The following is a 25832-nucleotide window of genomic DNA, read 5'->3' as shown; positions in this document are numbered from 1 at the left end:
TCATCCTCTAAATCGAAAGGAGCATGATGGCCGATCAGCTTTCGTTCTCCCCCGATATGGCGTTGGTTGTTGTCGATGTTCAACACGATTTTGCGCATCCAGAAGGCAGTCTCTTTGTGACGGGGGCACCAGCGGCTATACCTCATATCGTTGGGCTTGTCACGGCAGCTCAGGCTGCCGGTGCACCCGTTATTTACACTGCAGACTGGCATCCTGAGGATACGGCGCACTTTAATCAGTGGCCAGTGCATTGTGTAGGTGGTACGCCTGGTGCTGACCTCATGCCAGAACTTCCTCCAACAACCTATCCGATTATTAAAAAGGGCATTCATGGTGAAGATGCCTATTCAGGGTTCACGATGAGTGACCCGGTCACAGGTAAGCGTTCGTCAACGGACCTTGAGGCCGTATTAGCCACAACCGGGGTGCAAGAACTTGTTATCGTAGGAATTGCGACTGATGTCTGTGTGCGGGCAACGGTCCAAGACGCCATTGCAAAAGGTTGGCCGGTCACCGTTGTTCAAGATGCCTGTGCCGGGGTTGATGAGGTAAATAGCCGTGCAGCGCTTGCCGAGTTTGCCAGCCTCGGTGCCCGAGTACTCTAACAAGAGGGCCCCGTAGCGCTCAATACGGTATTCAACATGCACGAACGCCACCCATATGGGTGGCGTTCATAGCGCTGATGCGGTGTTTAAGCCGGGGCGTTATTGACCGGGATATCTTCGTAATTCATCTCGTACTTACGAAGAGCCTGCTCAACCACGCTGTAGTCAATCTCGCCATCTTCGGCAAGTTCGTACAGCACTGCAACAACGATTGACTCGGCATCAATACGGAAGGCACGGCGGAGAGCCTCACGGGTATCGGCACGGCCAAAGCCATCGGTACCCAAGATTGCCAAGGTCTTACCCTCTGGCATATACGGTGCAATGAGGCCAGGTACACCATTGACAAAGTCAGTGACGGCAACAAATGGTCCACCACTATTTTCTTCGAGCTTTTCGGTGACCAGTGGAATACGTGGTTCCTCGGTGGGATGCTCACGATTCCATTCCAATGCCTCAACTGCTTCACGATGGAGACCTACCCAGCCTGGTGCACTCCAGACATCGGCGGCAACGTTGTACTCGGCAGCCAAGATTTCTTGCGCTTTCAAGGCATTTGTCATAGCTGAACCAGAGGCAATGATCTGTGCCGTCATCGTATGGTTCGCGTCAGATTCACGGAAGCAGTAGATCCCGTCAATGATTTCTTGGGGGTCAAGGTCCGCAGGTATTGCTGGTTGGACCGTTGGTTCGTTGTAGACGGTGAGGTAGAACATCACATCTTCAGCGTCCTTACCCATCATGCGTCGGATACCCTCTTCTACGATGACCGCGACTTCAAAGACAAAGCTTGGGTCATACGTAATTAAGGATGGGTTCGCAACGGCATACAAGATTGAGTTACCGTCCTGGTGCTGAAGGCCTTCACCATTCAGCGTTGTGCGTCCGGCGGTACACCCGACAATAAAGCCACGGGCACGCATGTCAGCAGCTTGCCAAACGGAGTCACCGATGCGCTGCAACCCAAACATGGAGTAGAAGTAGAACATGGGCAACATTTCCACACCATGGGTGGAGTGGCTTGTTCCTGCAGCTTGGAAAATAGCCATGCAGCCGCATTCCGTGATGCCTTCGTTCAAGATTTGGCCGTCTGTTGCCGTGCGATAGCTCATCAGCATGTCCGAGTCAACCGGGTCATATTGCATCCCTTGCGGGCTGTAAATGCCCAACTGGTTGAACATCGAATCAATCCCGAACGTACGCGCTTCGTCAGGAGTAATCGGTACGATACGTTCGCCAAAGCCCTTGACCTTAATGAGGTCACGCATTAAGCGGACGAGGCCCATCGTGGTGGCAACCTCAGCATCACCTGAGCCCTTCTTCATCGCGTCATAACGCTTAGGTTCAGGGAGGGCCATATCGGAGTGGTATTCACGACGTTCAGGCAAGAAACCGCCAAGCTCACGACGACGTTCGAGCAAGTATTCCTTGGCTTCAGGGTCATGATCCAAGCTGACGTAGGGCACCTGATAGGGATCAACGAGGGCTGAATCCGGAATATTCAGTTCAAGGCGGTCACGCATTGCCTTGAACTGGTCAATGCTCAGCTTCTTCATCTGGTGGTTGGCATTGGCACTCATGAAGCCCTTGCCAAGGCTCCACCCCTTAACCGTCTGCGCCAAGATGACCGTGGGGCGGCCCTTGTGATTAACTGCAGCATCGAACGCAGCATTAATCTTGCGCACGTTGTGCCCACCACGGTCGAGAACAGGTAAGTCGTTATCGGTGAGCTGTGATTTTTCGAGCAGGTTACGCAGTGCCGGAGTATTAAAGAAGTGTTCCTTGACATAGGCTGCGTCGCGGGCAGTGAACGTCTGGAACTGACCATCAGGTGTGGTATTGAGTTTCTGGACCAGCTCACCTGATGAGTCCATGGCGATAAGACGGTCCCACTTGGGTCCCCACAGCACCTTAATGACGTTCCACCCCGCACCGGCAAACTGGCCTTCAAGCTGTTGCACAATCTTGCCATTGGGAAGTACCGGACCATCAAGCCGCTGCAAGTTGCAGTTTACTACCCAGGTGAGGTTGTCTAGGCCGTCACGGGCGGCAACCGTCAAGGCACCCTGTGCTTCGGGTTCATCCATTTCACCATCACCGATGAAGGCCCAAATGCGCTGATCTGAAGTGTCTTTCAGGCCACGGTTGTGCAAGTACCGATTGTAGCGGGCTTGATACACACTATTGATTGTGCCGAGCCCCATGTTGACGGTTGGGAACTCCCAGAAATTGGGCATCAACCGTGGGTGTGGGTAGGCCGCTAAACCGCCCTTTGTTGTTTGGCGGAAGTGATCAAGATCCCATTCCGTCATTCGTCCTTCAAGGAAGGCGCGCGAGTAGGCCCCGGGCGAACCGTGCCCCTGCATGTAAATGTGGTCACCTCCACCAGGGTGGTCTTTACCGCGGAAGTAGTGGTTAAAGCCCACTTCATACAGGTGGCAGGTGGATTGGTAGGTGGCAATGTGCCCGCCTACACCCAAACCAGGACGCTGGCCGCGTTGCACGATAGCAGCAGCATTCCAGCGCAGGTGGTGACGGATACGTTCCTCAATTTCCATATCACCGGGATAGTCCGGTTCTTGGTCGGCAGGAATCGTGTTTACGTAGTCACTTAAGGGTAAGGTGCGCACGTCAATGCCGAGCTCTGAACTCGCCGCAAGCAATTTACGGACAATATATTTGGCACGTTCTTCACCGCCGTTCGTAACAACGGCCTTTAACGCATCAACCCATTCGCGAGTTTCTTCTGGATTACGGTCGGGTAAGGCATCCGCAACGATACGGTGCAGGTCATTGACCACGGGCAATCTCCTTGGATAAGCAATGCTGGTTAAGACAGAACTTAGCGTATGAACGTTCGTTCGTCTTCCATTTTAAATACTGCACGTCAGTTGACGCTGTGCAGCTAACGTCGACACAAGATAGGTGCGGGTTAATCTCCTCGTTTGCCTTGCAACCGATTCTTAATACGCTCGCAGTCTGGACAGACGGGATATTTTGATGCGTCTCGACTTGGCACCCATTGTTTGCCACACAAGGCTTTAACGGGGGTACCTAACACCATGGCCTCGGTAACTTTTGCCTTCGCGTCTTTTCCAAAGACATAGTGGGCAAATCGTTCGTGGTCACCATCTTCAGTAGAGATCTGTTTGGTGTCAGTATCTTCATGAATTAAGGTGTCACTCATTACTCAACCTTACCGTATCTGCCTCTTCCAACACACGTTCGTATGCTTGCCGTTCACGGGCTTGGGTACGCCGATCAGATGCGAGAAGCCAGAGTGATGCGGCGAGCCACGCGACCACCCCTAATCCAAAGATAACGGCCATAGCCCGAAAGGTAAGGCCGGCCAGCAAGCCAACAACAACCATCACAAGTAACGTCGCCAATGCGATACCTAGCCAGAGGCTCCATAACGGGCCTGCAATGCGGGGGTTAGGTTTGGGAATAGTGACCACGGGTTTATTATCGGTTGGAACGGTCCAATATGCCGAAACTATTCTTTATCTCATGAACCTCCCTATTCAACACCCTGCTGACCCGGTCTTACTTGGCGGGAGGTACCTGCTTGGCGAACGCATAGCATCAGGTGGCATGGGGTCCATTTTTAAGGCTATAGATACTCAGATGGACCGTGAGGTGGCGGTCAAAACACTCCACCCACATTTGAGTAGCCAGCCAGATGTCCGAGAGCGTTTTCAACGTGAGGCAACCATGGCAGCCAAACTTGTTGATGCCCATGTGGTTGCTGTATTTGATCAAGGTGATGAGCCGTATGCGTGGATCGTCATGGAACTGATTAACGGACCAAGTTTGCGTAATGTGCTCAGTGTGGCTGGGCCACTCACCCCTTCAGTCGTTCGTTCGATTGTTCGTCCCCTTGCCGTTGCCCTTGCTCGAGCCCATGAGATTGGGATCATTCATCGGGACGTTAAACCAGAAAATGTGCTCATCACCCTCGAAGGTGTACCTAAGCTCGCTGACTTTGGTATCGCCGATCTTGCCCGCCCAGATGTGGCCCCCGAAGACAGTGACCTCCTCGGAAGTGTCCACTATCTCAGTCCCGAAGTCATCAACGGCGAATCAGCTAGCCCAGCGAGTGACCAGTACGCCCTGGGCGCGATGACCTATGAGCTACTGACCGGGTTAAAACCACTTCCAGCGTCCACACCAGCTGAAATCTTGGCCCGTCATGCAAGTGAAGCGATACCAGCCCCATCACAGATGATGCCGGGTCTTAGTGCTGAAATCGATCACTTGGTAGCCAAAATGACGGCCTTACGCGTTGAAGATCGGTTCCCAGATATGCGTGCGGTAGCAGACGCAATTGCTCAAGCCATTGCTGGGCATGACGAACCAATCCAATTACGTCAACTCCAGGCAGCAAATCACACCATGATGCTGCGACGTGATCAGTTGCCAGCGTTTATTCCCACTCATCAACCCAAACGGCGATTCTCACTGGTTTGGGTACTACTGATCCTTGTTGTTATCGGAGCCGTCGTGTGGTGGCAGTACGGGCAGGATATCCGTTGGGAAACAATCGTTGATTTCTTTAACGGCTAGACTGGATCCGTGCGACAAGCTGATCTTTCCTGGGACTTTGCCCTTTCTAACCATCTCGAAGTTAAACACCAAGCGCAATTACGTGGCTGGCTCATTGATCATTTACACCGAGTCATTGCCGATGATAATTATCACGCATGGCTCATGAGTATTGCTGAAGACACCTGTGATGCTGGACACGTCCATCATGACATTGCGCTTTGGTTACTTGGACAGCGCGAGCTTCATACGGTTTTGGTGACTGAAGAACACTACGATCTGGATGGGGCCAATGTCGAAACAACATTTGATACTTCTATCGCGTCACATCCCTACTCAAGTATTACCGGTGTTCAGTTGATGAGTGTGGCCAAGCCAAATGGTAGTCAAATGGATGTTGGGTTAGGCGTTATGCTTATGAATCCGACGATTGCTGGTCATATCGAGCCAGTTTCCTTTGGTGATATTGAACCGTCTACGATGTCCGTTAATCTAATTCCATCAACGATCACGCTCATGGGCGCCGGTGAACGTATCAATGAGTTTGTTGCATTTCGTGATGATGTACTACAACGTGTTCGAACACAGGGGCGATGAAACGTAATGGCTGACGCACTCGAAGAATTAGTCACCTTAGACGAACCAACCGCAACTGCGGTCCGTACGGTACTGCGGCGCGCTGGTATTGATAGCCAAACTGAATTGGCCTCCGTTGATGAGATCAGGATTCTTGTCGTTCCTGATCAACGAGATCGTGCCTTCATGATTATGGCTAACCGGATGGAAGAAGTCCTTGCCTTACGAGACGCCAAGCCAGTTCCCAAACGCATGGGTGCTGGCGTTGCAGCTTATCAAGACAACCCAAACCCCAAGCCACTGATCACCACCCGATTTAAAGACATCGCGTTTTTGGTGACGATGCTACTCATCCCAGGCCTATTGACGGTGGGGGTGGGTGGTGTGATGGATCCAACCATGATGGTGATTATTTGGGGGCTGGCCTTAATTATTGGCGGGGTTTGGATTGCTTCGGGGCGGAGCCGACATGCCCGAGGCTCTGAATAAAGACACGGGCACGAACTAGGCTGGGAGACGGCCAGCGTGGTGGCCCAGTCCGAGGAGGCCCGCTCCAATCATCCCAGCGTTATTGTCCATTTCTGCATGGACAATCGGTACCGGTTCACGGTAGAGGGGGTAGCCAAGGGTGTATGTGTTCATTACCCGTTGTGCTTCAGGAATCATCAATTCATGGGCGCTTGCCGCACCACCTCCCAAGATGATGAGTTCTGGGTCTAAGGCATTGACGAGTCCGGCAAGGTGAATACCTAGCCACCTCGCAGCCTCATTCACAATCGCAATCGCGCCGGCATCACCGTCACTAGCCGCCATAGTCACCGCTTTGCCGTCAAGCGGATCAGCATCTTGGAGCACAGAGTCCAGCAGCCCAAAGCGTTCACGACGTTCACGTGCCAGTCGACCCATTGCCCAACCGGACGCATAGGCTTCGATCTCGCCACGAAGACCGCCGACACCGGCAACGCCATCAACAGCGATCACCATATGGCCTGGCTCACCGGCAAATCCACGAGCACCTCGGACAAGTTTGCCATTCACAATGAATGCACCACCGATACCGGTGCCTAAATTAACCATCGTGATCTCGTGGGCGTCATGGGTACGTCCAGCTCCAAGGCAATATTCGGCCCAAAGGGCAACATTGGCGTCATTTTCAACATGAACGTCCGTTGCTCCAGTTCGTTGGCGAATCTCTTGGGCAATATTGACGTCACGCAAACTGATATTTGGTCCATACCGGAAAATCCCGTCATGGGTTACCAACCCTGGTACACCAATACCCACTGGTGTCGGTGCGGTTTGGTTGGTATGTGTCCAGACCTCTTTAATGGCACTTGCAATGTCACTTAGTACAGAGACTTGATCGCCTCGAGTTGGCTTTTTAACGGCGTATTCGACGCGGCCAGAACGGTCAATGAGTCCACAAGCGAGTTTTGTTCCGCCAAGGTCGATACCAATGGCATAGGGGGTTTCAGAAGACATGTTTTGAGCTTACTGGCCAAACCCTCTTGTTCCCAAATAGAAATCGGCTGCACCAACCAAGATAAATGCCAGCAGCGTTCCAGTAATGAGTAGTAGCAAGTTCTTGGCGTTCAAGAATGGTTCTTGGCCAAGCAGTGTACGCTCCAGATCTTTGGGGCTTGTGACCCAGATGACCCCGATACCGATGAAGAGCGGGAGGGCTACGAGTGGACGTTGGAGAGCGACAAAGATAGCCATTCCTAGCCAACCGGCTGTAATAAGGACGCGGGTAATGGCATGAATCGTCCGTCCTGCCAGATAAAAGCCGTAGCCAGGGAAATACCACTCATTTCTCGTCAGTTGAGCAAGGGCGATCGGGTCTGGTTTTTCATCTCCAAAGCGATTGCCACAGCGTTCACATAAAAAGGTGTCAAGGGATTGAATATTCCCGCATTGGCGGCACTCCCACACTGGCTGCCCGTTAACCATCCCAAGCCCGTCATCATTAATTACTACACCCGCTGTTGGCATGGTTGCCTCGTGTTCACGTTGGGTGTACTCCGCATGATCTGCTGCTTGAGTGGGGGCAAATGCTGATGGCGGCGTGGCTGGCTTGTGGTTGGCAGTCTCCTCGGAATAGGGAGTAGCGCGACCGTTCAGTGCAGGTTCCCTTGGCGGTGACGTTGATGATGTAAGAAAGCGGATTGGGGGCTGAGGAAGGACTAACGGCTCAAAGGGAGCCATGCACTGGAGGCAAAATGAAGCCTCAGGCGTATTTCGTGCCCCACAGGATGTGCACGTTTTTGCCACAGTGTTCCTTTCCTACGTAAAAATAAACGACCGACCATATGGTCGGCCGCTCATAGACCAAGGTTTATACGTTTACCTGGTCCTTGAATTTTTTAGCCGGCTTAAAGGCAGGCGCCTTGCTGGCTGGCACTGGCAGTTCTTCACCCGTTTGGGGGTTGCGTCCGGTTCGGGCGGCGCGAGAACGACGTTCGAAGCTGCCAAAGTCAGTGATGGAAACCTTTTCGCCGCTGGCAACGGCGTCACGGATCGTTCCAATAATCGCATCCAAAGCACGGCCAATATCGGCCTTGCTCATTTCAGCGGAGTCTGCAGCAGCGACGATGAGTTCACTCTTGTTCATAAGATGTTCTTCCTTTAGATCGGAAAACGCTTGTTACAACGTTTTGTATAGCCGCCCTTAACGGGGCTGTTCTGGTCAGGCTATCGCATATCTTGGTGATCTGCGACAGCCTAAATGGTCAGGATGCCTTTATTCGTTGTGCAATTTCCTTCCAAGCAGCTTCATCTTTACCCACCGCAAGGGTATTTCCGTACCGAACTAACGGGAGTTGAAGGACGCTTGGATCGGCACATAGGCGAGCAATCCAATCCTCCTCCCCTGCTTGGAGATAACGCCATCCCCCTTCAACATACGCCTTGGCCTGTTTATCAACCACAGCATCAAGGCCAAAGCGCTGAACAAACCGACGTAGCTCACCTGGTGAAGGCGGTTTTTTACGGACATCTACCGCATGGTATTTCAGGTTGCGTTCCTTAAAGAAACGCTCCGCAGCCTTCGCGGCTTTGTGTTTGGGATGGATAAAAAGTTGAAGTTCTGCCATGGGCTGTTGTTGTCCTGATTAGGTGTCAAATTGGGTGTGATAAAGGCGAGCGTACAACCCATCCGCAGCCAGTAATTGATCACTTGATCCGGCTTCAATAATTTCACCTTCATCAATAACCAAAATGATGTCTGCACTCGTTACCGTTGAGAGTCGGTGGGCAATCACAAGCGATGTACGTCCGGCTAACGCTGAGGTAAAGGCGTGCTGAATGGCTGCTTCATTGGCTGAATCTAAATGGCTGGTTGCTTCATCTAACACAACAATGGCCGGGTCGGCTAATAACACACGGGCAATAGCAAGTCGCTGTTTTTCGCCGCCACTCAGGCGATAGCCCCGTTCACCCACAATCGTGTCAAAGCCGTAGGGCAAGGCGTCAATAACATCCATGATGTGCGCCATTTCGCATGCTGTACGCAGGTCAGCTTCGCTGGCAGTGGGATTTGCAAGCAACAAATTTGCTCGAACCGTGTCGTGGAAGAGGTGAGGGTCCTGGTTAACGACACCAACTGTGTGCCGGAGGGTAGAAAAACTGAGATTACGAACATCAATACCGTCAATGGTGACGGATCCGCTTGTCACATCCCATAGGCGATTAACGAGGCTCAAGATCGTCGATTTACCCGCCCCGGAAGGGCCGACAAGGGCAACGGTTTGACCGGGTTCTGCGGTGAAGGAAATATTGTGCAAGGTGAGATGGTCAGGCTGATTGAGGGTAATGGTTCCCCAAGAATCCAATGTTGATTCCTTGGATTCTGGTGGATATCCAAATGAAACATTGGAAAACTGAATACGCCCTTGGGGATTGGGTAAGGGAATAGGATCTGTTGGGGCTTCCAATTGGATGGGCAAATCTAGGATGTCAAATACTCGATCAAAGCTCACTAGCGCTGTTAATACCTCAATGGGGGCATTGGAGAGTGCCGCCAATGGCATATAGGCCTGGGTGACTAATACCCCGAAGGCCACTACTTCTCCTGGTGTCATGGCACCTGCTATGGCCATATAGCCACCGATGAGGTAGGACAATGCCGTTCCAATAGCGCCCATCAGGGTTAGGACAACGAAGAAGGTACGACCAGTGATGGCTTGCTTAATCCCAATATCACGCGCTTGATCGGCTTTTTGCGCAAATTGGTTTGCGTCATCATCAGGGTGGCCAAAGAGTTTGGATAACAATGCCCCACTTGCACCAAAACGTTCCGTCATGAACGTTTGCATCGTGGCATTGAGTTCCATTTGATCGCGCGTGTAACCCTCGAGACGTCGGCCCACGATCTTGGCGAGCACGATAAAGATCGGAAACATCACGAGCACGATCATCGTGAGCTTCCAATTGAGCGCCAGCATCACCCCAATCGCGGCAACCACTTGAACGATATTGGCCACCAATGTCCCAAAGGTTCCCGTTACTGCACTCTGGGCCCCGATGACATCACTATTAATCCGACTGATGAGGGCACCAGTTTGGGTGGCGGTAAAAAAAGCAATGGGCATTTGTTGAATATGCCGAAAAAGCGTGACGCGTAGATCACGGATAAGCCCTTCCCCGATGCAGGCGCTCACATACCGCTGGCCGATATTGAACGCCGCAGTCAGCACGCTAATGCCCACAAGGCTGAGTGCAAGCCATGTGATACGCGTCGTTGCGGTCGCATCTATACCACCATTGGCAGAAAGGGTATCGACAATCATGCCGATGATGCGCGGTGGAATCACCGTAAGCACACTCCCAATTGCCAAGATGGACACCAGCGCAATGAGGTACCGGGTATAAGGCTTTGCGAAGGTTCTCCAAACACGTCCCCACAAGGCCATTGAGACAGGGCGATTATCACGTGGGTCCATACCTTGGCGAATGAGCCGACTGCCAGGGCGCATACGGCCCATCCCCATGCCAGCGCCCACACCCATCATCGACATGATGACCTCCTGCTCAAGATTACGTCACTGGGCATGTTTGAAATTGTGGTCTTACCGCCAAATGAAAAGCACGCCCTGAGGTTCGACCTGCAGTTTACCGTGTGCCTCATGTGACGTACGGCCAACATCCGTGACAGGCACGATGGCTAAACCTATAACGATTGGCTGTAGGTTAGAAGGCTGGATCGGGATCGTGACGCAGAACCGTAAATCGTTCGCAATAACTGGGCCTAGGTAGACTGATTCTCCATGAGAATCTTGGTACGAGAGAAGCCGAAGCTGATCCAGACGTGTATCACCGATTCCGTTACTGACCAAGGTCTACATCAGATCCCTATCACCTCCAGAAAAGTGGTCGACGCATGACGATTGATGTTGTTGTTATTGGTGCTGGCCAGGCCGGCCTTGCCGCGGCGGGGCAACTCGTCTCTGGTGGGCTAAGCGTAGGGTCCGAGTTGTTGGTGCTTGACGCGAACGACGGTCCTGGCGGGGCCTGGCGTCACCGCTGGGATTCATTGACCCTGGGACGGGCACACCGAGTTGCTGACTTGCCCGGTTTACCACTGGGTGAGGCGGATCCGAATGAGCCTGCCTCCCGCGTTGTCTCGGACTACTACGGCCGGTATGAGCAGCATTTTGGCCTTTCAGTCCTCCGACCAGCCACGGTCAGCGCGGTGCGTTCTGAGGACGGTGATGATGGCCCGCTGACCGTGTACTACGACCATGCTGGACAAGAACACAGTGTGCGTGCACGACTGGTTATTTCAGCGGCTGGTACTTGGACCCGTCCCTTCATACCACGCATACCTGGCGATTCATCTTTCAATGGGGAACAGTTGCATACGGCTGACTTTGTTGATGTGGAGCATTTCCGGGGACGTCGGACAGTAGTGGTTGGCGGGGGGCTCTCAGCGGTGCAGTTCTTATTGCAACTTGCCCCAGTTACCGAGACGATTTGGGCGACACGCCGACCACCAGAGTTTACAAGCCGAGACTTCAATATCGAGTGGGGTCTCGATGTGGAACGGGCCGTGCGCAAACGCACTGAGGCGGGGCTTCGCCCTGTGAGTGTTGTGGCAGCAACCGGTATCCCGATGCTGCCTGACTATCTTGAGGGCGTGGAGTCCGGGGTGCTGGTCAGCCGGGGCATGTTCGACCGTATTACCCCAACCGGTGTGCACTTTCCAGGTATGTCCGCCACTCCAGCGGACGGAGAGGCGGAACTGAAGGTACCGGAGAGTTGGGCACCATTTCAGGACGAAACTGACGTGCCCGTTGATGTGATCTTCTGGAATACCGGGTTCCGTTCGGAGCTGCGGCACCTTGCCCCACTCCAGCTACGCGCACCCGGTGGAGGCATCCAGGTCCGCAATGAGGTGGAGGTCCCCGCCGATCCCCGTGTCCTCCTCGTCGGGTATGGTTCCAGTGCCTCTACCGTTGGCGCGACCAGAGCCGGTCGCCGTGCCGCAAGCACCGCGTTGCGCCGGCTCGGCCGCCGCACGAACTGATCCTATGCCGCCTGAACTTCACCTTTGGGCGGCTCTATCCGGTGCTTGGAGTTAACCAGAACAGCTCGGCGCATCTCCCCCACCGATAGGGCGTGTGCAGGTTGCTCCTTCTATTGCGAGTTCGCAATCTTCAGGGTGCGCGGTGCACCACGGGGTTACGCCGCGGAGCAGGTAGCGGTGTGCGGAGATCCAGCGGTAGGTGCGTTCTTGTGCCCAATGCAAACCGGGGATTCGATGCAAAACTGAGAAGAAACGGATGCCGAGTACAGCGTCAAGTGCAAGGTTGATTGCTGCAGCACCAGCGGTACGACGCCCATTGCTGAATGCCCAAGCAGCGTTCTGGGTATCTGCTTCAGTGAGCCCAAATTGTTCACGAACGCCGAGCCGCTGGGCTGGGTGCACATTGATGCGTGCGTGCCTATCGAGACGCTTAATCCAATTGACCGATCGGGTGCAAAAGCCGCACTGGCCGTCGAATACCAGGTCAACGGTGGGATGGTTCATATCAGGCACCTAGGTGAGAGGAATTGGTTCGCGTTTGACAGTTCGAGCAAGGATAGGACAATGCAGAAACTGAGTCACCCTGTTTGTGGTCCTCCCTCCTCAATTAACCAATACCAACGGGGAAAAAACCCGTTCAGCAATTCTTTCTGCTGGCAAGTAGGTGGGTTATAGCCCAGGCTTACAAACTGTCCTCTGATCCTTGGCTCTTATGAATGTGTGCCTGCCCCTAGAGTGCGCTTGCTAGATTGAGCATCTAATAGCAAGCATGAAAGGAGAGGCAGTGATGCTGGAACGTGATGGGTTAATGAAGGCGCTTGGGGAGCTTATGCGTCCGGAACGAACGAAGGCACGAGTATCCCAGACCGTGACCCGGTATCTGCTGGCCGCATTAATGAGTTACGCCGGGATTACTCATCTCACTTCTATGCGTGAGGAGTTCCAAGCCCAGGTGCCAACGTGGCTTCCTGTAGACAAGGACACCGTTGTGGTGGCCTCAGGGGTAGCTGAAATCGGTCTGGGGGTGGCCTTGGCCGCTTTTCCTGCCCATCGTCGGCTCACCGGGGTGGCACTGGCTGCATTTTATGCCGCGATCTTTCCGGGAAATATTGCACAGTATGCCGAACGGAACGGGGCGTTTGGACTTGATACCGATGGGAAGCGGTTAGCAAGGTTGTTTGGCCAGCCTGGGCTTATCGCCGCCGCACTCTGGGCGGGTGGCATACCCATCAAACGGCCCAGAGACTAAGTGCCGATAGCCTATTGTTCAAGGTGATTGACAACCAACGGTGGAGCTATCTCTCTTGAACGGGATACCACTTTATAAACGGGGAACAGGGCTAGGAGGAATACTGCACGCATGAACGAGATGCACACGCACCACAGCGCTGGCGAAGCCGGACCACACGGACACACAAACCACCAGGGAGATGCGCATGGTGGGCATGCAGGCCATGGTGACCATCTCGCGCAGTTCCGGCGACTGTTTTGGATTATGTTCCTCCTCGCCATCCCGGTGGTCGGATTCAGCGAGATGTTCGCTCAGCTGTTGGGCTATCACCTTCCGGAGGCAGCGTGGTTCGGGTGGATCCCACCAGTCCTAGGTACCGTCATTTACATCTGGGGTGGCTGGCCCTTCCTGAATGGTGGTTTGAGTGAGCTTCGCGCTCGGACACCGGGCATGATGTTACTCATTGCCTTGGCAATCACTGTTGCCTTCATTGCTTCCTGGGGGGCCAGCCTTGGTTTGCTTGACCGTACGCTCACCTTCTGGTGGGAGCTGGCGCTCCTCGTGGTCATCATGCTGCTGGGCCACTGGATTGAGATGCGTTCTTTAGCACAAACCACATCGGCCCTAGATTCCCTAGCCGCACTGCTCCCCGACCAGGCCGAAAAACTTGACGGAGAGCGCATCATAAAGCTTCCCCCTGCCGAACTCATTGTTGGTGATGTTGTGCTCGTCCGTCCGGGTTCCTCAGTGCCTGCAGACGGGAATATCATCGCCGGATCAGCCGCCATGGACGAGTCGATGGTCACTGGCGAATCTAAAACCGTGCGCCGTGAGATTGGTGATCAGGTGGTTGCTGGTACCGTCGCCACCGACTCGGGGCTACGGGTGGAGGTCACTGCCACCGGTGAGGACACTGCCTTAGCCGGTATCCAGAAGCTGGTCGCAGACGCACAGGCTTCCTCCTCGCGGGCGCAGCGTATTGCGGATAGAGCTGCGGCGTGGTTGTTCTGGTTTGCCCTCGGTGCCGCGGTAATCACTGCGACCGTGTGGAGTGCGCTCGGCCTGCCTGATCTGGCGGTTGCCCGAACCATCACTGTGCTGGTCATTGCCTGCCCACATGCCCTTGGCCTGGCGATTCCATTGGTTGTTTCTATCGCAACTGAGCGTGCTGCCAACGGTGGCGTACTCGTCAAGGACCGGCTTGCGCTGGAGTCCATGCGCACGGTCGATACGGTGCTGTTTGATAAAACTGGCACGTTAACCCAAGGTGAGCCTGCCGTCACCGCAATCATGGGGACCGATACCACCGTTGATGATGATGTATTGGCCTTGGCCGCTGCGGCGGAAACGGACAGCGAACATCCATTGGCCAGTGCCATTGTGAACGCGGCAAAGGCTCGTGGACTCGTGGTGCCAGAAGCCAGCGGATTCTCCTCCTCGCCGGCGATTGGGGTCAAGGCGACCGTTGGTACCAGTGTCATTGAGGTTGGTGGGCCCCATCTGCTTGATGCCCACCAGCAAGACGAATTACCCATCGCTGACTCGTGGCGTGATGAAGGTGCCATCATCCTGCATGTCCTCGCTGATGGTGCGGTTATCGGTGCCCTACGGCTGGCCGATGCAATCCGGCCAGAATCACGTGAAGCCGTTGATGCCTTGCACACGATGGGTGTACACGTGGTCATGCTTACTGGTGACGCGCAGGCGGTTGCCAACACGGTTGCTGAACAGCTTGGGATTGATCGTGTCTTTGCCGGGGTGCGTCCTGAGGAAAAGGCCACCAAGGTCAAAGAGCTTCAGCACGAGGGCCGGAAGGTGGCAATGGTTGGCGACGGTGTAAACGATGCGCCCGCCCTTGCCCAGGCTGATGTTGGGATTGCAATCGGCGCTGGTACTGATGTTGCGATTAGTTCAGCCGGTGTGATCCTAGCGTCTTCTGACCCGCGCTCGGTACTTTCCGTCATCGCCCTTTCAAGAGCAAGTTACCGCAAGATGAAAGAAAACTTATGGTGGGCTGCTGGCTATAACCTCCTATCTGTTCCACTTGCAGCAGGCATCCTCTCCCCCCTCGGTTTTGTATTGCCAATGAGCGTTGGGGCAATTCTTATGTCTATCTCCACGGTTGTTGTTGCACTTAACGCCCAGCTATTACGCCAACTTGATCTGACCCCAGCGCACACCACCGAGCGCATACTTGGCCGGTCCACATAACCAAGGATGCTGACTACCGCCATCAGAAAAGACGCCAGTCTGCGGTATTGCATTGCCCATGACTGTTGTCACCGACCACCACAACGGACCCATCAGCGCGCAACCCAACGGTAGAGGCGCTACCCGCAGCGATAGCCACGATATTGGTCCAACCAGACACATCATCTTGCCCGAATTCAGCACGTCCAGCCGTGACAACCGTGCCGTTTGCCCTAAGGCCAACACAGTGGTAGCTGCCAGCCGCGATAGCCACGATTTCGGTCCATCGTGCACAACCATTCCAGAACGCTGGATAGCCGGTTACCTGGACGGTTCCGTTGCCTTTGAGCCCGATGGTATGGAGATAGCCAGCAGCAACCGACTCAATCCCATTCCAATTGCTCACCTCGCACTGGCCATAAGTATTATTACCGGCGGCACGGACGGTTCCGTCAGCGAGGCGGGCCACAACGTGCCAGTCTCCACCTGTGATAGCAGTGACATCTTGCCACTGAGCTAGCGTGTCGTAGGTGACCGGGTCGGTTGTGATGACCGTTCCGGTGTGGCGTAACCCCACACTGAATCGCCAACCTGCAGCAACAGCGACGATATCGTCCCAATCGTGTACGTTGCATTGCCCGTGGCTATTCCACCCGCAAGCGAGAACAGTGCCGTCACTACGGAGACCGAGTGTGTGTGACTTTCCTGTATTCCGAGCCAGGTGTACACGTCCGGCTGCAACCTCAACAATATGTCGCCATAGTGATGTCTGACATTCCCCAGCGGTATTCGCCCCAACCGAAATCACCCTGCCATCAGCGCGCAACCCAACCGTGTGTCGACGACCTGCAGCAATTACATGAGGAGCCATGCGTACCGTCTCCGATAGCGGACCATTGATTTCAAACCCCCTTCACTTAAGCGGGTAGCTTACGGCCTGAACCTAGCACCGCTTGTACGTAATAGTGGCACGTGAAGGGAAGATGGAGTCCGATGGGTTCATCAGGGCCGGTTTGGGTACTTCATTAAGTCACCAACTCCGGCCCGTCGGTACGCCCTTAGGCATGTTTGGATTCAGTTGCCTCAGCCCAGAGGTTGATACCAGATTCAGTGGCGTATGCGTCAATCCGTTCAAGTTCTTCTTCGGTGAACACCAACGCATTGATCGCATCAATATTCTCATCAAGTTGTGCCACACTTGATGCCCCAATGAGCGCACTTGTCACTGCCGATTTGCGTAAGGTCCAGGCAATAGCCATCTGTGCTAAGGATTGGCCACGCTCATGTGCAATGGTATTTAAAGCTTTGATTTTCTCGACCGTTTCATCATTTAAATGGTCAGCATGAAGTGACGTGTTTGAGGCCAAACGGCTATCAGCAGGGATACCGTTCAGATACCGGCTAGTGAGTAACCCTTGGGCCAGTGGTGAGAAGGCAATGATGCCCATCCCATTCTCCGTGGTGGTATCCGTCAGGCCGTCCTCAATCCAACGATTTAACATTGAATAGGATGGCTGATGAATGACCAAAGGCGTTCCCATTTGCTGGGCGATCGTGCTCGCCCGTTCAGTGAGGTCAGGGCTATAGCTTGAAATACCGACATACAAGGCGCGGCCAGAGCGCACAATCTGGTCAAGGGCACTGATGGTCTCTTCGAGAGGGGTATCGGGGTCGGGGCGATGGTGGTAGAAGATATCCACATATTCAACGCCAAGGCGCTTTAAGGATGCATCACAACTGGCAATGAGATATTTCCGTGACCCGCCATAGCCGTACGGTCCAGGCCACATACGCCACCCCGCTTTGGAGGAGATAAGCAACTCATCACGATAGGCGGCAAAATCTTCACGCAAGATTGCCCCGACTGCCGTTTCAGCCGCGCCATTGGGCGGGCCATAATTATTGGCGAGATCAAAATGGTTTACCCCGCGATCAAAGGCACGCCGCATAATGGCTCGCATCGTTTCAACGGGGCGATTCTCGCCAAAGTTGTGCCAAAACCCCAAGCTAATTGCGGGCAGATACAGCCCGCTTTGGCCGCATTGGCGGTATGGCATCGTTTCATACCGATCAGGATGTGCAAGATAGGTCATCGTCGCTCCTTATCCTTCGTTGCTGAGGGCGGGTAAGAGTGGCCGTAAAAACCGCCCGGTGTGAGAGCCTTCGGTTCGGGCAATGGTCTCAGGTGTTCCCGTCGCTACGACGGTGCCACCACCAGAGCCACCTTCAGGTCCCATGTCAATAATCCAGTCTGCCGTTTTAATGACGTCAAGATCATGTTCAATCACGATTACGGTATTGCCTTTATCTACGAGTCGATGAAGGACTTCAAGCAGTCGGCGGACATCTTCCATATGTAACCCAGTGGTTGGTTCATCCAAGATGTACACGGTTTGACCCGTGGCACGTTTACGTAATTCACTGGCTAATTTCACCCGTTGGGCCTCTCCCCCACTCAAGGTTGTCGCACTTTGCCCGAGGCGGACATACCCAAGCCCCACATCGACGAGGGTTTGAAGATGGTTTGCAATCGTCGTTTGGTTCGCAAAAAACGCGTTGGCCTCTTCGATAGGCATCTGCAAGACATCAGCAATTGTTTTGCCTTTGTAGTGCACTGATAGCGTTTCACGGTTGTACCGTGCCCCATCACACACTTCGCACACGACGGCAATATCAGGTAAGAACTGCATATCAATGGTGATCGTGCCATCTCCGCGGCAATGTTCGCACCGACCACCCTTGACGTTAAAACTAAAGCGCCCAGGTTGGTACCCACGAACCTTTGCCTCTGTGGTAGCCGCAAATAGTTTGCGAATGTGGTCAAAGGCTCCCGTGTAGGTAACGGGATTGGAACGTGGGGTTCGCCCAATGGGGCTTTGATCAATGCCAACCACTTTGTCTACAAGGTCTAAGCCAGTCACTCGCTTGAACTTTCCGGGCACGATACGGGTGCCATTCAATTCACGCAGTAAGACGGCTTTCAAAATATCGTTGACCAGCGTGGATTTTCCCGACCCACTGACACCGGTTACGGCACAAAAGACACCGAGCGGGAAATCAACGTCAACGGATTGCAAGTTATGTTCAGCCGCACCAACGACCCGAATCGCGTGCTTCTTCTTGACTGGTCGCCGTTGCTCAGGGACGACCACACTGAGCTCTTCACGGAGATGTTTGGCCGTAATCGACGCGGGGTTTTCCATCAGCTCAGCGAACGACCCGTTGTGGACAATCGTGCCCCCGTGTTCACCTGCCCCAGGCCCGATTTCAACGATATGGTCAGCGTGTTCTAAGGTGGCGCGGTCGTGTTCAACCACCAATACGGTGTTGCCAAGATCACGTAAGCGGAGCAACGTCCCAATGAGGCGCTCATTATCTCGTTGATGTAGCCCAATACTGGGTTCGTCCAGCACATAGAGACATCCCACAAGGCCTGATCCAATTTGCGTAGCCAGGCGAATACGCTGAGCTTCTCCCCCGGCCAAGGTTCCAGCCGACCGGCTAAGGGTGAGATAGGTCAACCCCACATCAGCCAAAAAGGCCAGGCGATCATTAATTTCTTTTAGAATCGGTTCGGCAATTTGCCGCTCTCGGTCAGACAATACGAGCTGTTGAAAGAACGCTACCGATTCGTTGATAGGCATATCGGCAACATCTGCAATTGAGTGGTCATTGATACGCACATGAAGTGGTAGCGGGGCTAAACGTGCGCCATGGCATGACGTGCAGGGCACGTCCCGGAAGTAGGCTTCAAAGCGTTCGCGCCGTGAGTCCACGTCGGTTTCTTGATATTGGCGCGTTACCCACGGAATAGCGCCCTCAAAATTGGCTGAATAGGTGCGTCTGCGCCCAAACCGATTCTTCATGGCAACGGTCAAGGTTGGTTCGTAGCCATAAAGCAGAATCTGTTGGACATCAGGGTCAAGTTCACTCCAGGGTGTTGCCGGATCAAACCCCAATTCTTTGGCCAACGCAGCCATTACCTGAGCGAAGTACCGTTTCGTCATGCCCGTATCAAAGGGAATGATTGCGCCTTCATTCAGCGGGGTGTCTTCTCCAGCAATAAGGAGCTCAGGGTCAACTTCTTTGCGTATCCCCAACCCATCACAATCAGCACACGCCCCATATGGAGTATTAAAGGAAAAAGAACGTGGGGCTAACTTGTCAAAGCTCAGCCCGTCATAGGGGCAAGCCAGGTGTTCACTAAAGAGAAACGACTCAGGCGTATCATCGTCACGCGGCACCGTTTGAACCGCAATGAGCCCATCACCAAGGGCAAGGGCTTGTTCAACGCTATCGGTGACACGGCGATCAATGCCCGCTTTAGCCACAAGACGGTCCAAAACAACTTCAATCGTGTGCTGTTCATAGCGAGCAAGCTCTGGCGGTTCGGCTAAGGAAATAATCTCGCCATCAACCCGAGCACGGGCGTACCCCTTGCTTGAAAGATCGGCCATCAGCGTTTGGTGGTTGCCTTTTTTACCACGCACAACAGGAGCCATAATCAGGTATCTGGTGCCCTCTGGAAAGGCCAAGAGTTGGTCAGCAATTTCTTGGGCACTTTGTTGTGTAATAGGGCGGTTACATTCAGGGCAATGTGGTTTGCCGATACGGGCGTAGAGCAAACGAAGGTAGTCATACACTTCGGTAATCGTGCCAACCGTTGAGCGTGGATTTTTACTCGTTGTTTTTTGGTCAATACTGATCGCCGGACTGAGCCCCTCAATAAAGTCCACATCAGGTTTATCCATCTGGCCAAGGAATTGGCGAGCATACGCGCTTAATGATTCAACATACCGACGTTGGCCCTCCGCATAAATCGTGTCAAACGCCAGACTCGACTTGCCTGATCCACTCAACCCACTAAACACGACCAAGGCATCACGTGGAATGGTCAAATCAACATTTTGTAAGTTGTGTTCACGCGCCCCTTGTACCGTAATTGTGCGGGTAGATGAATCGGGTATTGGCGTTGAGTGATCAAGCATACGACCATCATAATTGTCCGAACATGTGTACGCTTATGAGGTTGTGCGTAAGCGAGGCGCTTTTCGAATATCCAGCCGGCGTTTAGCCATATCAAGATCGCTTTGAGCTAAGAGTTCTTCGATTACATCTTGCGTCCCTGGCAAGGAACGTCCGGCGGTTGCACGAACCGTAATGTCCGGGTTAAAGGCTGATGCCATCGCTTCAAACGCCTGGGTGTACGTGCGCGCATCAACGCCATCATTCGTTGGGAATACGGAGACAAAATAATCACCACCTACCCGTGCATGGAGTGCTTGAGGCCATTGCCCAGGTAGTTCAGAACCGATATGGCGAAGGAGGTTGTCACCTACTTCAAACCCGTGTGCAACATTGATTGCGTTGAAACCGTTGATATCAACACAAATGACAAACCAAGTCTCTCGTTTCAATTCATTCAGACGATCAACCAACCCCACCCACGTAAAGAGTCCCGTGAGTTGATCGCGCTGCATGTAGGTGGAGAGTTCGTATGTTGCTGCAATCAATTTTCGTCGGAACAACAGTTGTTGGCGTGTCATCACGATTAAAGAGGCTGCCCCACCAATACCCAAAATCTGTATGTGGACACCATAGATTGACGTGGGATCCGTGATAAAGGCCACGGGGAGCAATAACATCGCCAATCCGTTTATTCTTAAAATCGTCACACCGGTTATTGCTGCTGTGACTGACCACCCATCTCGGAGGGCATAAATGAGTGCGCCGCCAAGCACCGTTAACCCCATAGCCGCCGGCCAAATAGAAAAGACACCAAAGATGGCTGAAATGGTGATGATGGCGAGTGGAGAATAGAGCACAAGTCCGAGACAGAACGCGCCTACTTGTGTTTCGGTGTTCTTTCGTGTCCCTTCAATCCATGCAAGCAAAAAAATAATGGTTGAAATACCTGTGAACGTAATACTCTCTGGCTGCCAGCCAGTAAGCCAGGCAGCATACCCCACAATAAGGAGCGTAAGAATAGGAATAATGTCTCGTATTGGCACCTTTGCATCACTGATTAGCCCCACGATCGGCCACATACCAAAGGCAATGAGGAGGGGAAGATTGATGGGATTGATACCGCTGGCTAAAAAGAAAATCCAGAATAAACAGATAGCGCTTTGTACAAGAAGAAGTCGAATGGGCATTACAATGCCTGCCGTTCTCGTTCTTTAGCCCGATAGGCTTCATTTACAAGTACAGATAGTGGTTGATTCGCAGCATCTGAAAACCCACATTCAAGACTCAGATAAATACGTTCATCTTCTATTTCATAAGGAATAGCAATAGTTGATCGTAAGCGGCTCTCAATATCAAGCACTTTGCGAGTCCATAGAACGATAAACTCATTTCCACTACTACGAAGTACTATTCCGCGGTCTTCAACACGGGCGATTAGACGCTGGGCAAATTCTTTGAGTACATTATCACCCACTTCGTAGCCATACGTTGTATTGACAAGTCGTAAGCCAATAACATCGATAATAGTAGCATTAACGATCGTATTATCGGCGAAGGTTGGTAAGGCATAACGATTAGGTAAGCCAGTTACACGATCAGTGATCGCAATGCTTTTCACTCGCTTATTTGTTACATGAAGACGATGCTGTAAGTTGTCTATTTCAACCAGTAACATGACTGTACTAATGAGTGCCGCTGTTCCTAAAATGACTTGTGATACGACTGAGATAGATGATGTACCTGATATACCAAGAAGTAGCGGTACAAAGGCAAGTGTGATATCTTGCCCAAAACCATAACGAACAACAGTATCACGTGGCAGCGTTAAGGAACATCCACTAATAGCCGTCAACGCAATACAGACGAGTGCGATATTAACCAGTACATCTGCAATTCCATAGGTGGTTGACCATATATAGATGGGATGGTTTGGAGCGACATGTGCAAGGATATAAATACCTGTACTTGCAGTTAGAAAGATGAACCCTGTATCAAGCATTCGAATGCCTGGTGGTGTCTTCTTTGACCAAGGTCTTATTTCAAGTGCTTTTCCAAATAGCCATATTACTAATAAATAGTTCATTGCAGCGAACATAAATGTTGCTCTGAAGGATTCTCCTTCCCAAAGTTGAACAAAAAGAAGAGCGGCTAACAAAATTGCTGTTGATGTAGTATTAAATAGTGTTGTTCTCCAGCGAAAGTGTTGGACAATTTCTACACAAAAAATGGTAAATCCATAGGCAAGTATGGGTGAAATGCTAGATATAATAAACTTATATTGTGGGAATAGTGTATAGGCAAAGATCTGCCAAAAGAAGAATATGGATAGTGCTATAAAAGCAGCACCATAGACCAATCGAGCAGGGCCAACTATCACTCGATAGGCCAGGGAAAGAAACATAATTGTGAGCAGGCTGTACTGAATAGCCGTGCTACTAACCCAAGGGAGTACGCTGCTAGCCGCAAGGACGACTAACACTGCACCGAGTGTAACTGGAATCCGAAGCGTAGAAGGCGTGGTCGCCATGGGTGTCCTTGAAACAAAATAATGCCGTTCAGGCGATATGTACGGACACCCATGACGGGCACTTTAAGGATTTGAATAAATGTGACGAAAGAATGCCGCCGATCAGTGCATGGCACTTGGAGAACGGACTTACCATTCGATACCGGGTTGGGCCTTTATGCCCCGTTCCAATGGGTGCTTGATCGGGTGCATTTCAGTCACCAAATCAGCAAGTTCAATCAAGCGGTCAGGGGCGTAACGTCCGGTAATAAAGATGTGTTGAAAACCAGGGCGATGCGTAAATACATCGACAACCTCATCCATGTCAACCCAGCCATAATGAAGCGGGTAGGTGAATTCATCGAGCAATAAAAACTCGTATGATTCATCAGCAATACGACGTTTAACTTCTTCCCAGCCCTCACGTGCAAGATCTTCGGTTTCAGTAATGTCACGACTGGTCCAAGTCCATCCATCGCCACAAGAGAACCAGTCGATGGTGCCTCCTTGCTCAGCATCGTTGAGGAGCTCTGCCGCTTTGCGCTCACCTAGCGGCCATTTTCCACTTTTCAAAAACTGGTAAACACCACACCGATACCCCTGTCCCCATGCACGTAATAGGACTCCAAAACTTGATGATGATTTTCCTTTTGCGGTGCCAGTATTTACGAGAATGAGTGGGGTTGCTCGTGGTGGATATCGTTTCTCAGTTTTTGGTTGGGGTTGGCGACTCATAAGAACTCCTCTGTCTGGCAGCATAAGTGGCGAACACTTCTGGTATGAAGATAGGTTAAGCTCCATGGGAACTCCACCATCACCGTTGCCTGTTTTACTTGGCGCTATCACCTTAGACCAAATTATTGGTGAACCACCTGTTTCGGTTCATCCTGTTGTTGCAATCGGATGGGTCGCCGACCAGGTGGAGCGCTTCATCATGCGTCCTGATGAACCGCTTCCATTACCAGTTCTTCGTGGAGGGCTGGGTTGGATAGCGGGGTTGAGCGTCTGTACGACAGCCGGATACATGGTTGCCAAAGCGCCTCGTGCCGTCCAAGCCATAGCATTGTGGACCCTCTTTAGTCATAAGATGCTAGTCGATGAAGTATCGGCGGTCGAAGAAGCCCTCGATGACGATGTGCAAGCCGGACGTGATCGGGTTGCGATGTTAGTGAGTCGAGATACGTCAGCCTTAACGCCTGCCCAAGTTCGTGGTGCCGCAATTGAAAGTTTGGCTGAAAACCTTTCTGACAGCGTCACCGCTCCCCTCTTTTGGTGGGCTATCGGTGGGATACCAGCAGCTAGTGCCTATCGGTGGATAAATACTGCGGATGCACGCTTTGGGTATCGAGATTCGCGTTGGGAATATCTAGGAAAGGTGGCGGCAAGGATGGATGATCTGGCCAATGTGATACCAGCCCGATTGACGGGTCTTATCCTTGCCCAAGGGTGGCGATTGATCGCCAAGGCACGCCCGGATATCTCGGCAACACCGTCTCCAAATGCCGGGTGGCCAATGGCTGTGATGGCGCACTACTTGGATACCAGACTTGAAAAAGTTGGGGTATATACGCTCAATGCTTCTGGGCATGAGCCCGCTCAAGGTGATATCAGAAAAGCGGTTAAACGGGTGCAACTTGGTGGTGCAATGATTGGAGTCGTTACTGGCGCCTTAGCCTATTGGCGGTCACGCGCATGCCGGTGATACATGGGGGTACGGACGCTGGTCCTCCAGTTCGTTTTGATTTGTCAACTAATGCGAACCCACTCGGTCCATCCCCGTTTGCAATGAGGGCGATGCAGGCCCCAATCAGTGCGTATCCTGATCCGTCATATGCTGCTACCCGTCACGCTATCGCACATCACACTGGATTTTCATTTGATGAAATCGTGGTCGGGGCTGGTGCTACAGAGTTGATTTATCGGGTCGTACTTGCTCGTTCGGGACCAGTCCAATACCCGGTTCCTGGATTCGGTGAATATGGCGGCGCTGCTGACCTTTTTCATCGCAGTACAACACCCTTTCCTGGCCATCCCCAGGATGGTGAATACACCCTCATCCCCAAGGGGGTGGCATTTATCACCCAGCCGGGAAGCCCCGATGGGCTATGGCGCGATAACGATTGGTGCGAACAACTCCAGGATGATGCTGATCACCGTGATACCTGGATTGTATGGGATATGGCCTATGCCCCATTGTGTGCACCGTCAGTCATACACCTTAAGCCGTTTAGCGAACAGTCAATCTTGCTATTCGCACCAAATAAGGCTCATGGCTGCACCGGACTACGTGCGGGCTGGTTACGAGCACCCAAAATAATTGCTGAACAATTGCGAGCGCTCCAAATGTCCTGGATTTGTTCAACACCTGGAGAACAGTTCCTACGTGAACAGGCTTCATCTGAAGCGGATAGCTGGGTAACAGAGTGTAATATCACGTTACAGCGAATGGGCGAGCGGCTGGCTACCGTCCTTTCCCAGAAGGGCTGGCCAACGCACAAAGGACACACCCCTTGGATTCTTACAAAGCCCAAAACTCCAACCTCTTCGCAGACCTTACGGTCGGCGTTTGGGGTCCAGGTTCGAGATTTGACCAGCCAAGGTATGCCTGGCTGGTGGCGTATTGGCGTACCGCATCCAGACGATTTGGATACGGTTTTGACGATCTTCAACGATTTACCTTAACTCCAG

Annotated in this window: 23 protein-coding genes and 1 pseudogene; 9 read left to right on the top strand and 15 right to left on the bottom strand. The window is 52.7% G+C overall.

What is annotated here, in order from left to right; translation table 11 throughout:
• Nucleotides 1–26: 26 nt before the first annotated feature.
• A complete protein-coding gene (locus VCU37_RS06835) occupies nt 27–605 on the top strand; it encodes a cysteine hydrolase family protein (RefSeq protein ID WP_336249885.1) in 579 nt (192 codons plus the stop codon).
• Between the two features lie 86 nt (nt 606–691).
• On the opposite strand, the gene aceE is transcribed toward VCU37_RS06835, so the two are convergent.
• From aceE to VCU37_RS06820, 3 genes are all read right to left on the bottom strand, one after another.
• The gene (gene aceE / locus VCU37_RS06830; RefSeq protein ID WP_418896470.1) at nt 692–3430 is read right to left on the bottom strand and encodes a pyruvate dehydrogenase (acetyl-transferring), homodimeric type; all 2739 of its coding nucleotides are present in this window, start codon (nt 3428–3430) and stop codon (nt 692–694) included.
• Between the two features lie 107 nt (nt 3431–3537).
• Nucleotides 3538–3792, bottom strand: a complete 255-nt coding sequence (locus VCU37_RS06825; protein ID WP_336249883.1) for a DUF3039 domain-containing protein — start codon at nt 3790–3792, stop codon at nt 3538–3540.
• Nucleotides 3785–4063 carry a hypothetical protein gene (locus VCU37_RS06820; protein ID WP_336249882.1) on the bottom strand — a complete coding sequence of 93 codons (279 nt, stop codon included), beginning with the start codon at nt 4061–4063 and terminating at the stop codon, nt 3785–3787. Before VCU37_RS06820 ends, VCU37_RS06825 begins: the two co-directional genes overlap by 8 nt.
• Before the next feature lie 52 nt (nt 4064–4115).
• Between VCU37_RS06820 and VCU37_RS06815 the strand changes: the two genes are divergently transcribed.
• From VCU37_RS06815 to VCU37_RS06805, 3 genes are read left to right on the top strand one after another with little or no spacing between them, the layout of a single operon-like run.
• Nucleotides 4116–5171: a serine/threonine-protein kinase gene (locus VCU37_RS06815; RefSeq protein WP_336249881.1), complete on the top strand. Its 1056-nt coding sequence runs from the start codon at nt 4116–4118 to the stop codon at nt 5169–5171.
• Nucleotides 5172–5180: 9 nt separating this feature from the next.
• Nucleotides 5181–5747 carry a hypothetical protein gene (locus tag VCU37_RS06810; RefSeq protein WP_336249880.1) on the top strand — a complete coding sequence of 189 codons (567 nt, stop codon included), beginning with the start codon at nt 5181–5183 and terminating at the stop codon, nt 5745–5747.
• Nucleotides 5748–5753: 6 nt separating this feature from the next.
• Nucleotides 5754–6215 (top strand): hypothetical protein, encoded by a 462-nt coding sequence (locus tag VCU37_RS06805; protein ID WP_336249879.1) that lies wholly within the window; start codon nt 5754–5756, stop codon nt 6213–6215.
• A 15-nt stretch (nt 6216–6230) separates the two neighbouring features.
• Here VCU37_RS06805 and VCU37_RS06800 read toward each other — a convergent pair whose 3' ends face one another.
• The 5 genes and pseudogenes from VCU37_RS06800 to VCU37_RS06780 all read right to left on the bottom strand — a co-directional run bounded on the left by VCU37_RS06800 (nt 6231) and on the right by VCU37_RS06780 (nt 10741).
• A complete protein-coding gene (locus VCU37_RS06800; protein ID WP_336249878.1) occupies nt 6231–7208 on the bottom strand; it encodes an ROK family protein in 978 nt (325 codons plus the stop codon).
• A gap of 9 nt (nt 7209–7217) precedes the next feature.
• Nucleotides 7218–7931, bottom strand: a complete 714-nt coding sequence (locus VCU37_RS06795; RefSeq protein WP_336249877.1) for a hypothetical protein — start codon at nt 7929–7931, stop codon at nt 7218–7220.
• Between the two features lie 130 nt (nt 7932–8061).
• Nucleotides 8062–8340, bottom strand: a pseudogene (locus VCU37_RS06790) (HU family DNA-binding protein); the annotation flags it as partial.
• Nucleotides 8341–8455: 115 nt separating this feature from the next.
• On the bottom strand, nt 8456–8818 hold the full coding sequence (locus VCU37_RS06785) for an arsenate reductase family protein (RefSeq protein ID WP_336249875.1): 363 nt from the start codon (nt 8816–8818) through the stop codon (nt 8456–8458).
• A gap of 18 nt (nt 8819–8836) precedes the next feature.
• A complete protein-coding gene (locus VCU37_RS06780; RefSeq protein WP_336249874.1) occupies nt 8837–10741 on the bottom strand; it encodes an ABC transporter ATP-binding protein in 1905 nt (634 codons plus the stop codon).
• A gap of 362 nt (nt 10742–11103) precedes the next feature.
• On the opposite strand from VCU37_RS06780, the gene VCU37_RS06775 reads away from it, so the two are divergent.
• Nucleotides 11104–12249 (top strand): FAD-dependent oxidoreductase, encoded by a 1146-nt coding sequence (locus VCU37_RS06775; RefSeq protein ID WP_336249873.1) that lies wholly within the window; start codon nt 11104–11106, stop codon nt 12247–12249.
• 51 nt (nt 12250–12300) lie between these two features.
• On the opposite strand, the gene VCU37_RS06770 is transcribed toward VCU37_RS06775, so the two are convergent.
• Nucleotides 12301–12753, bottom strand: a complete 453-nt coding sequence (locus tag VCU37_RS06770) for a thiol-disulfide oxidoreductase DCC family protein (protein WP_336249872.1) — start codon at nt 12751–12753, stop codon at nt 12301–12303.
• 325 nt (nt 12754–13078) lie between these two features.
• Here VCU37_RS06770 and VCU37_RS06765 point away from each other — a divergent pair, with 325 nt between their 5' ends.
• Both VCU37_RS06765 and VCU37_RS06760 read left to right on the top strand, forming a co-directional pair.
• On the top strand, nt 13079–13498 hold the full coding sequence (locus VCU37_RS06765; protein ID WP_418896469.1) for a DoxX family protein: 420 nt from the start codon (nt 13079–13081) through the stop codon (nt 13496–13498).
• A 111-nt stretch (nt 13499–13609) separates the two neighbouring features.
• Nucleotides 13610–15691, top strand: a complete 2082-nt coding sequence (locus tag VCU37_RS06760) for a copper-translocating P-type ATPase (RefSeq protein WP_418896468.1) — start codon at nt 13610–13612, stop codon at nt 15689–15691.
• A 22-nt stretch (nt 15692–15713) separates the two neighbouring features.
• Here the strand turns inward: VCU37_RS06760 and VCU37_RS06755 are convergent, their stop codons facing one another.
• The 6 genes from VCU37_RS06755 to cobO all read right to left on the bottom strand — a co-directional run bounded on the left by VCU37_RS06755 (nt 15714) and on the right by cobO (nt 23879).
• The gene (locus VCU37_RS06755; RefSeq protein WP_336249871.1) at nt 15714–16541 is read right to left on the bottom strand and encodes an RCC1 domain-containing protein; all 828 of its coding nucleotides are present in this window, start codon (nt 16539–16541) and stop codon (nt 15714–15716) included.
• Between the two features lie 187 nt (nt 16542–16728).
• On the bottom strand, nt 16729–17763 hold the full coding sequence (gene mgrA, locus VCU37_RS06750; protein WP_336249870.1) for an L-glyceraldehyde 3-phosphate reductase: 1035 nt from the start codon (nt 17761–17763) through the stop codon (nt 16729–16731).
• 9 nt (nt 17764–17772) lie between these two features.
• Nucleotides 17773–20658, bottom strand: a complete 2886-nt coding sequence (gene uvrA / locus VCU37_RS06745; protein WP_336249869.1) for an excinuclease ABC subunit UvrA — start codon at nt 20656–20658, stop codon at nt 17773–17775.
• A 33-nt stretch (nt 20659–20691) separates the two neighbouring features.
• The gene (locus tag VCU37_RS06740) at nt 20692–21825 is read right to left on the bottom strand and encodes a diguanylate cyclase domain-containing protein (protein ID WP_336249868.1); all 1134 of its coding nucleotides are present in this window, start codon (nt 21823–21825) and stop codon (nt 20692–20694) included.
• Nucleotides 21825–23165 (bottom strand): GGDEF domain-containing protein, encoded by a 1341-nt coding sequence (locus VCU37_RS06735; RefSeq protein ID WP_336249867.1) that lies wholly within the window; start codon nt 23163–23165, stop codon nt 21825–21827. The genes VCU37_RS06740 and VCU37_RS06735 overlap by 1 nt, the downstream gene beginning before the upstream one ends.
• A 129-nt stretch (nt 23166–23294) precedes the next feature.
• Nucleotides 23295–23879, bottom strand: coding sequence for a cob(I)yrinic acid a,c-diamide adenosyltransferase (gene cobO, locus VCU37_RS06730; RefSeq protein ID WP_418896448.1), 585 nt, complete (start codon nt 23877–23879; stop codon nt 23295–23297).
• 64 nt (nt 23880–23943) lie between these two features.
• On the opposite strand from cobO, the gene cbiB reads away from it, so the two are divergent.
• Nucleotides 23944–24846, top strand: a complete 903-nt coding sequence (gene cbiB, locus VCU37_RS06725) for an adenosylcobinamide-phosphate synthase CbiB (RefSeq protein ID WP_336249865.1) — start codon at nt 23944–23946, stop codon at nt 24844–24846.
• Nucleotides 24837–25826 (top strand): aminotransferase class I/II-fold pyridoxal phosphate-dependent enzyme, encoded by a 990-nt coding sequence (locus VCU37_RS06720; RefSeq protein WP_336249864.1) that lies wholly within the window; start codon nt 24837–24839, stop codon nt 25824–25826. Before cbiB ends, VCU37_RS06720 begins: the two co-directional genes overlap by 10 nt.
• Nucleotides 25827–25832 lie beyond the last annotated feature (6 nt).

Source organism: Stomatohabitans albus (assembly GCF_036336025.1).
GTDB lineage: Bacteria > Actinomycetota > Nitriliruptoria > Euzebyales > Euzebyaceae > Stomatohabitans > Stomatohabitans albus.
The sequence above is the reverse complement of the archived record's forward strand: the minus strand, read 5'-3'. Positions and strand labels throughout refer to the sequence as shown.

What these genes read in the sequence shown, in the direction of transcription:
- VCU37_RS06835 (WP_336249885.1), top strand. Translation starts at nt 27, where the DNA reads ATGGCCGATCAGCTTTCGTTCTCCCCCGATATGGCGTTGGTTGTTGTC.
- VCU37_RS06825 (WP_336249883.1), bottom strand. Translation starts at nt 3,792, where the DNA reads ATGAGTGACACCTTAATTCATGAAGATACTGACACCAAACAGATCTCT.
- VCU37_RS06815 (WP_336249881.1), top strand. Translation starts at nt 4,116, where the DNA reads ATGAACCTCCCTATTCAACACCCTGCTGACCCGGTCTTACTTGGCGGG.
- VCU37_RS06805 (WP_336249879.1), top strand. Translation starts at nt 5,754, where the DNA reads ATGGCTGACGCACTCGAAGAATTAGTCACCTTAGACGAACCAACCGCA.
- VCU37_RS06800 (WP_336249878.1), bottom strand. Translation starts at nt 7,208, where the DNA reads ATGTCTTCTGAAACCCCCTATGCCATTGGTATCGACCTTGGCGGAACA.
- VCU37_RS06795 (WP_336249877.1), bottom strand. Translation starts at nt 7,931, where the DNA reads ATGGCTCCCTTTGAGCCGTTAGTCCTTCCTCAGCCCCCAATCCGCTTT.
- VCU37_RS06785 (WP_336249875.1), bottom strand. Translation starts at nt 8,818, where the DNA reads ATGGCAGAACTTCAACTTTTTATCCATCCCAAACACAAAGCCGCGAAG.
- VCU37_RS06780 (WP_336249874.1), bottom strand. Translation starts at nt 10,741, where the DNA reads ATGTCGATGATGGGTGTGGGCGCTGGCATGGGGATGGGCCGTATGCGC.
- VCU37_RS06775 (WP_336249873.1), top strand. Translation starts at nt 11,104, where the DNA reads ATGACGATTGATGTTGTTGTTATTGGTGCTGGCCAGGCCGGCCTTGCC.
- VCU37_RS06770 (WP_336249872.1), bottom strand. Translation starts at nt 12,753, where the DNA reads ATGAACCATCCCACCGTTGACCTGGTATTCGACGGCCAGTGCGGCTTT.
- VCU37_RS06765 (WP_418896469.1), top strand. Translation starts at nt 13,079, where the DNA reads ATGCGTCCGGAACGAACGAAGGCACGAGTATCCCAGACCGTGACCCGG.
- VCU37_RS06760 (WP_418896468.1), top strand. Translation starts at nt 13,610, where the DNA reads ATGAACGAGATGCACACGCACCACAGCGCTGGCGAAGCCGGACCACAC.
- VCU37_RS06755 (WP_336249871.1), bottom strand. Translation starts at nt 16,541, where the DNA reads ATGGCTCCTCATGTAATTGCTGCAGGTCGTCGACACACGGTTGGGTTG.
- mgrA (WP_336249870.1), bottom strand. Translation starts at nt 17,763, where the DNA reads ATGACCTATCTTGCACATCCTGATCGGTATGAAACGATGCCATACCGC.
- uvrA (WP_336249869.1), bottom strand. Translation starts at nt 20,658, where the DNA reads ATGCTTGATCACTCAACGCCAATACCCGATTCATCTACCCGCACAATT.
- VCU37_RS06740 (WP_336249868.1), bottom strand. Translation starts at nt 21,825, where the DNA reads ATGCCCATTCGACTTCTTCTTGTACAAAGCGCTATCTGTTTATTCTGG.
- VCU37_RS06735 (WP_336249867.1), bottom strand. Translation starts at nt 23,165, where the DNA reads ATGGCGACCACGCCTTCTACGCTTCGGATTCCAGTTACACTCGGTGCA.
- cobO (WP_418896448.1), bottom strand. Translation starts at nt 23,879, where the DNA reads ATGAGTCGCCAACCCCAACCAAAAACTGAGAAACGATATCCACCACGA.
- cbiB (WP_336249865.1), top strand. Translation starts at nt 23,944, where the DNA reads ATGGGAACTCCACCATCACCGTTGCCTGTTTTACTTGGCGCTATCACC.
- VCU37_RS06720 (WP_336249864.1), top strand. Translation starts at nt 24,837, where the DNA reads ATGCCGGTGATACATGGGGGTACGGACGCTGGTCCTCCAGTTCGTTTT.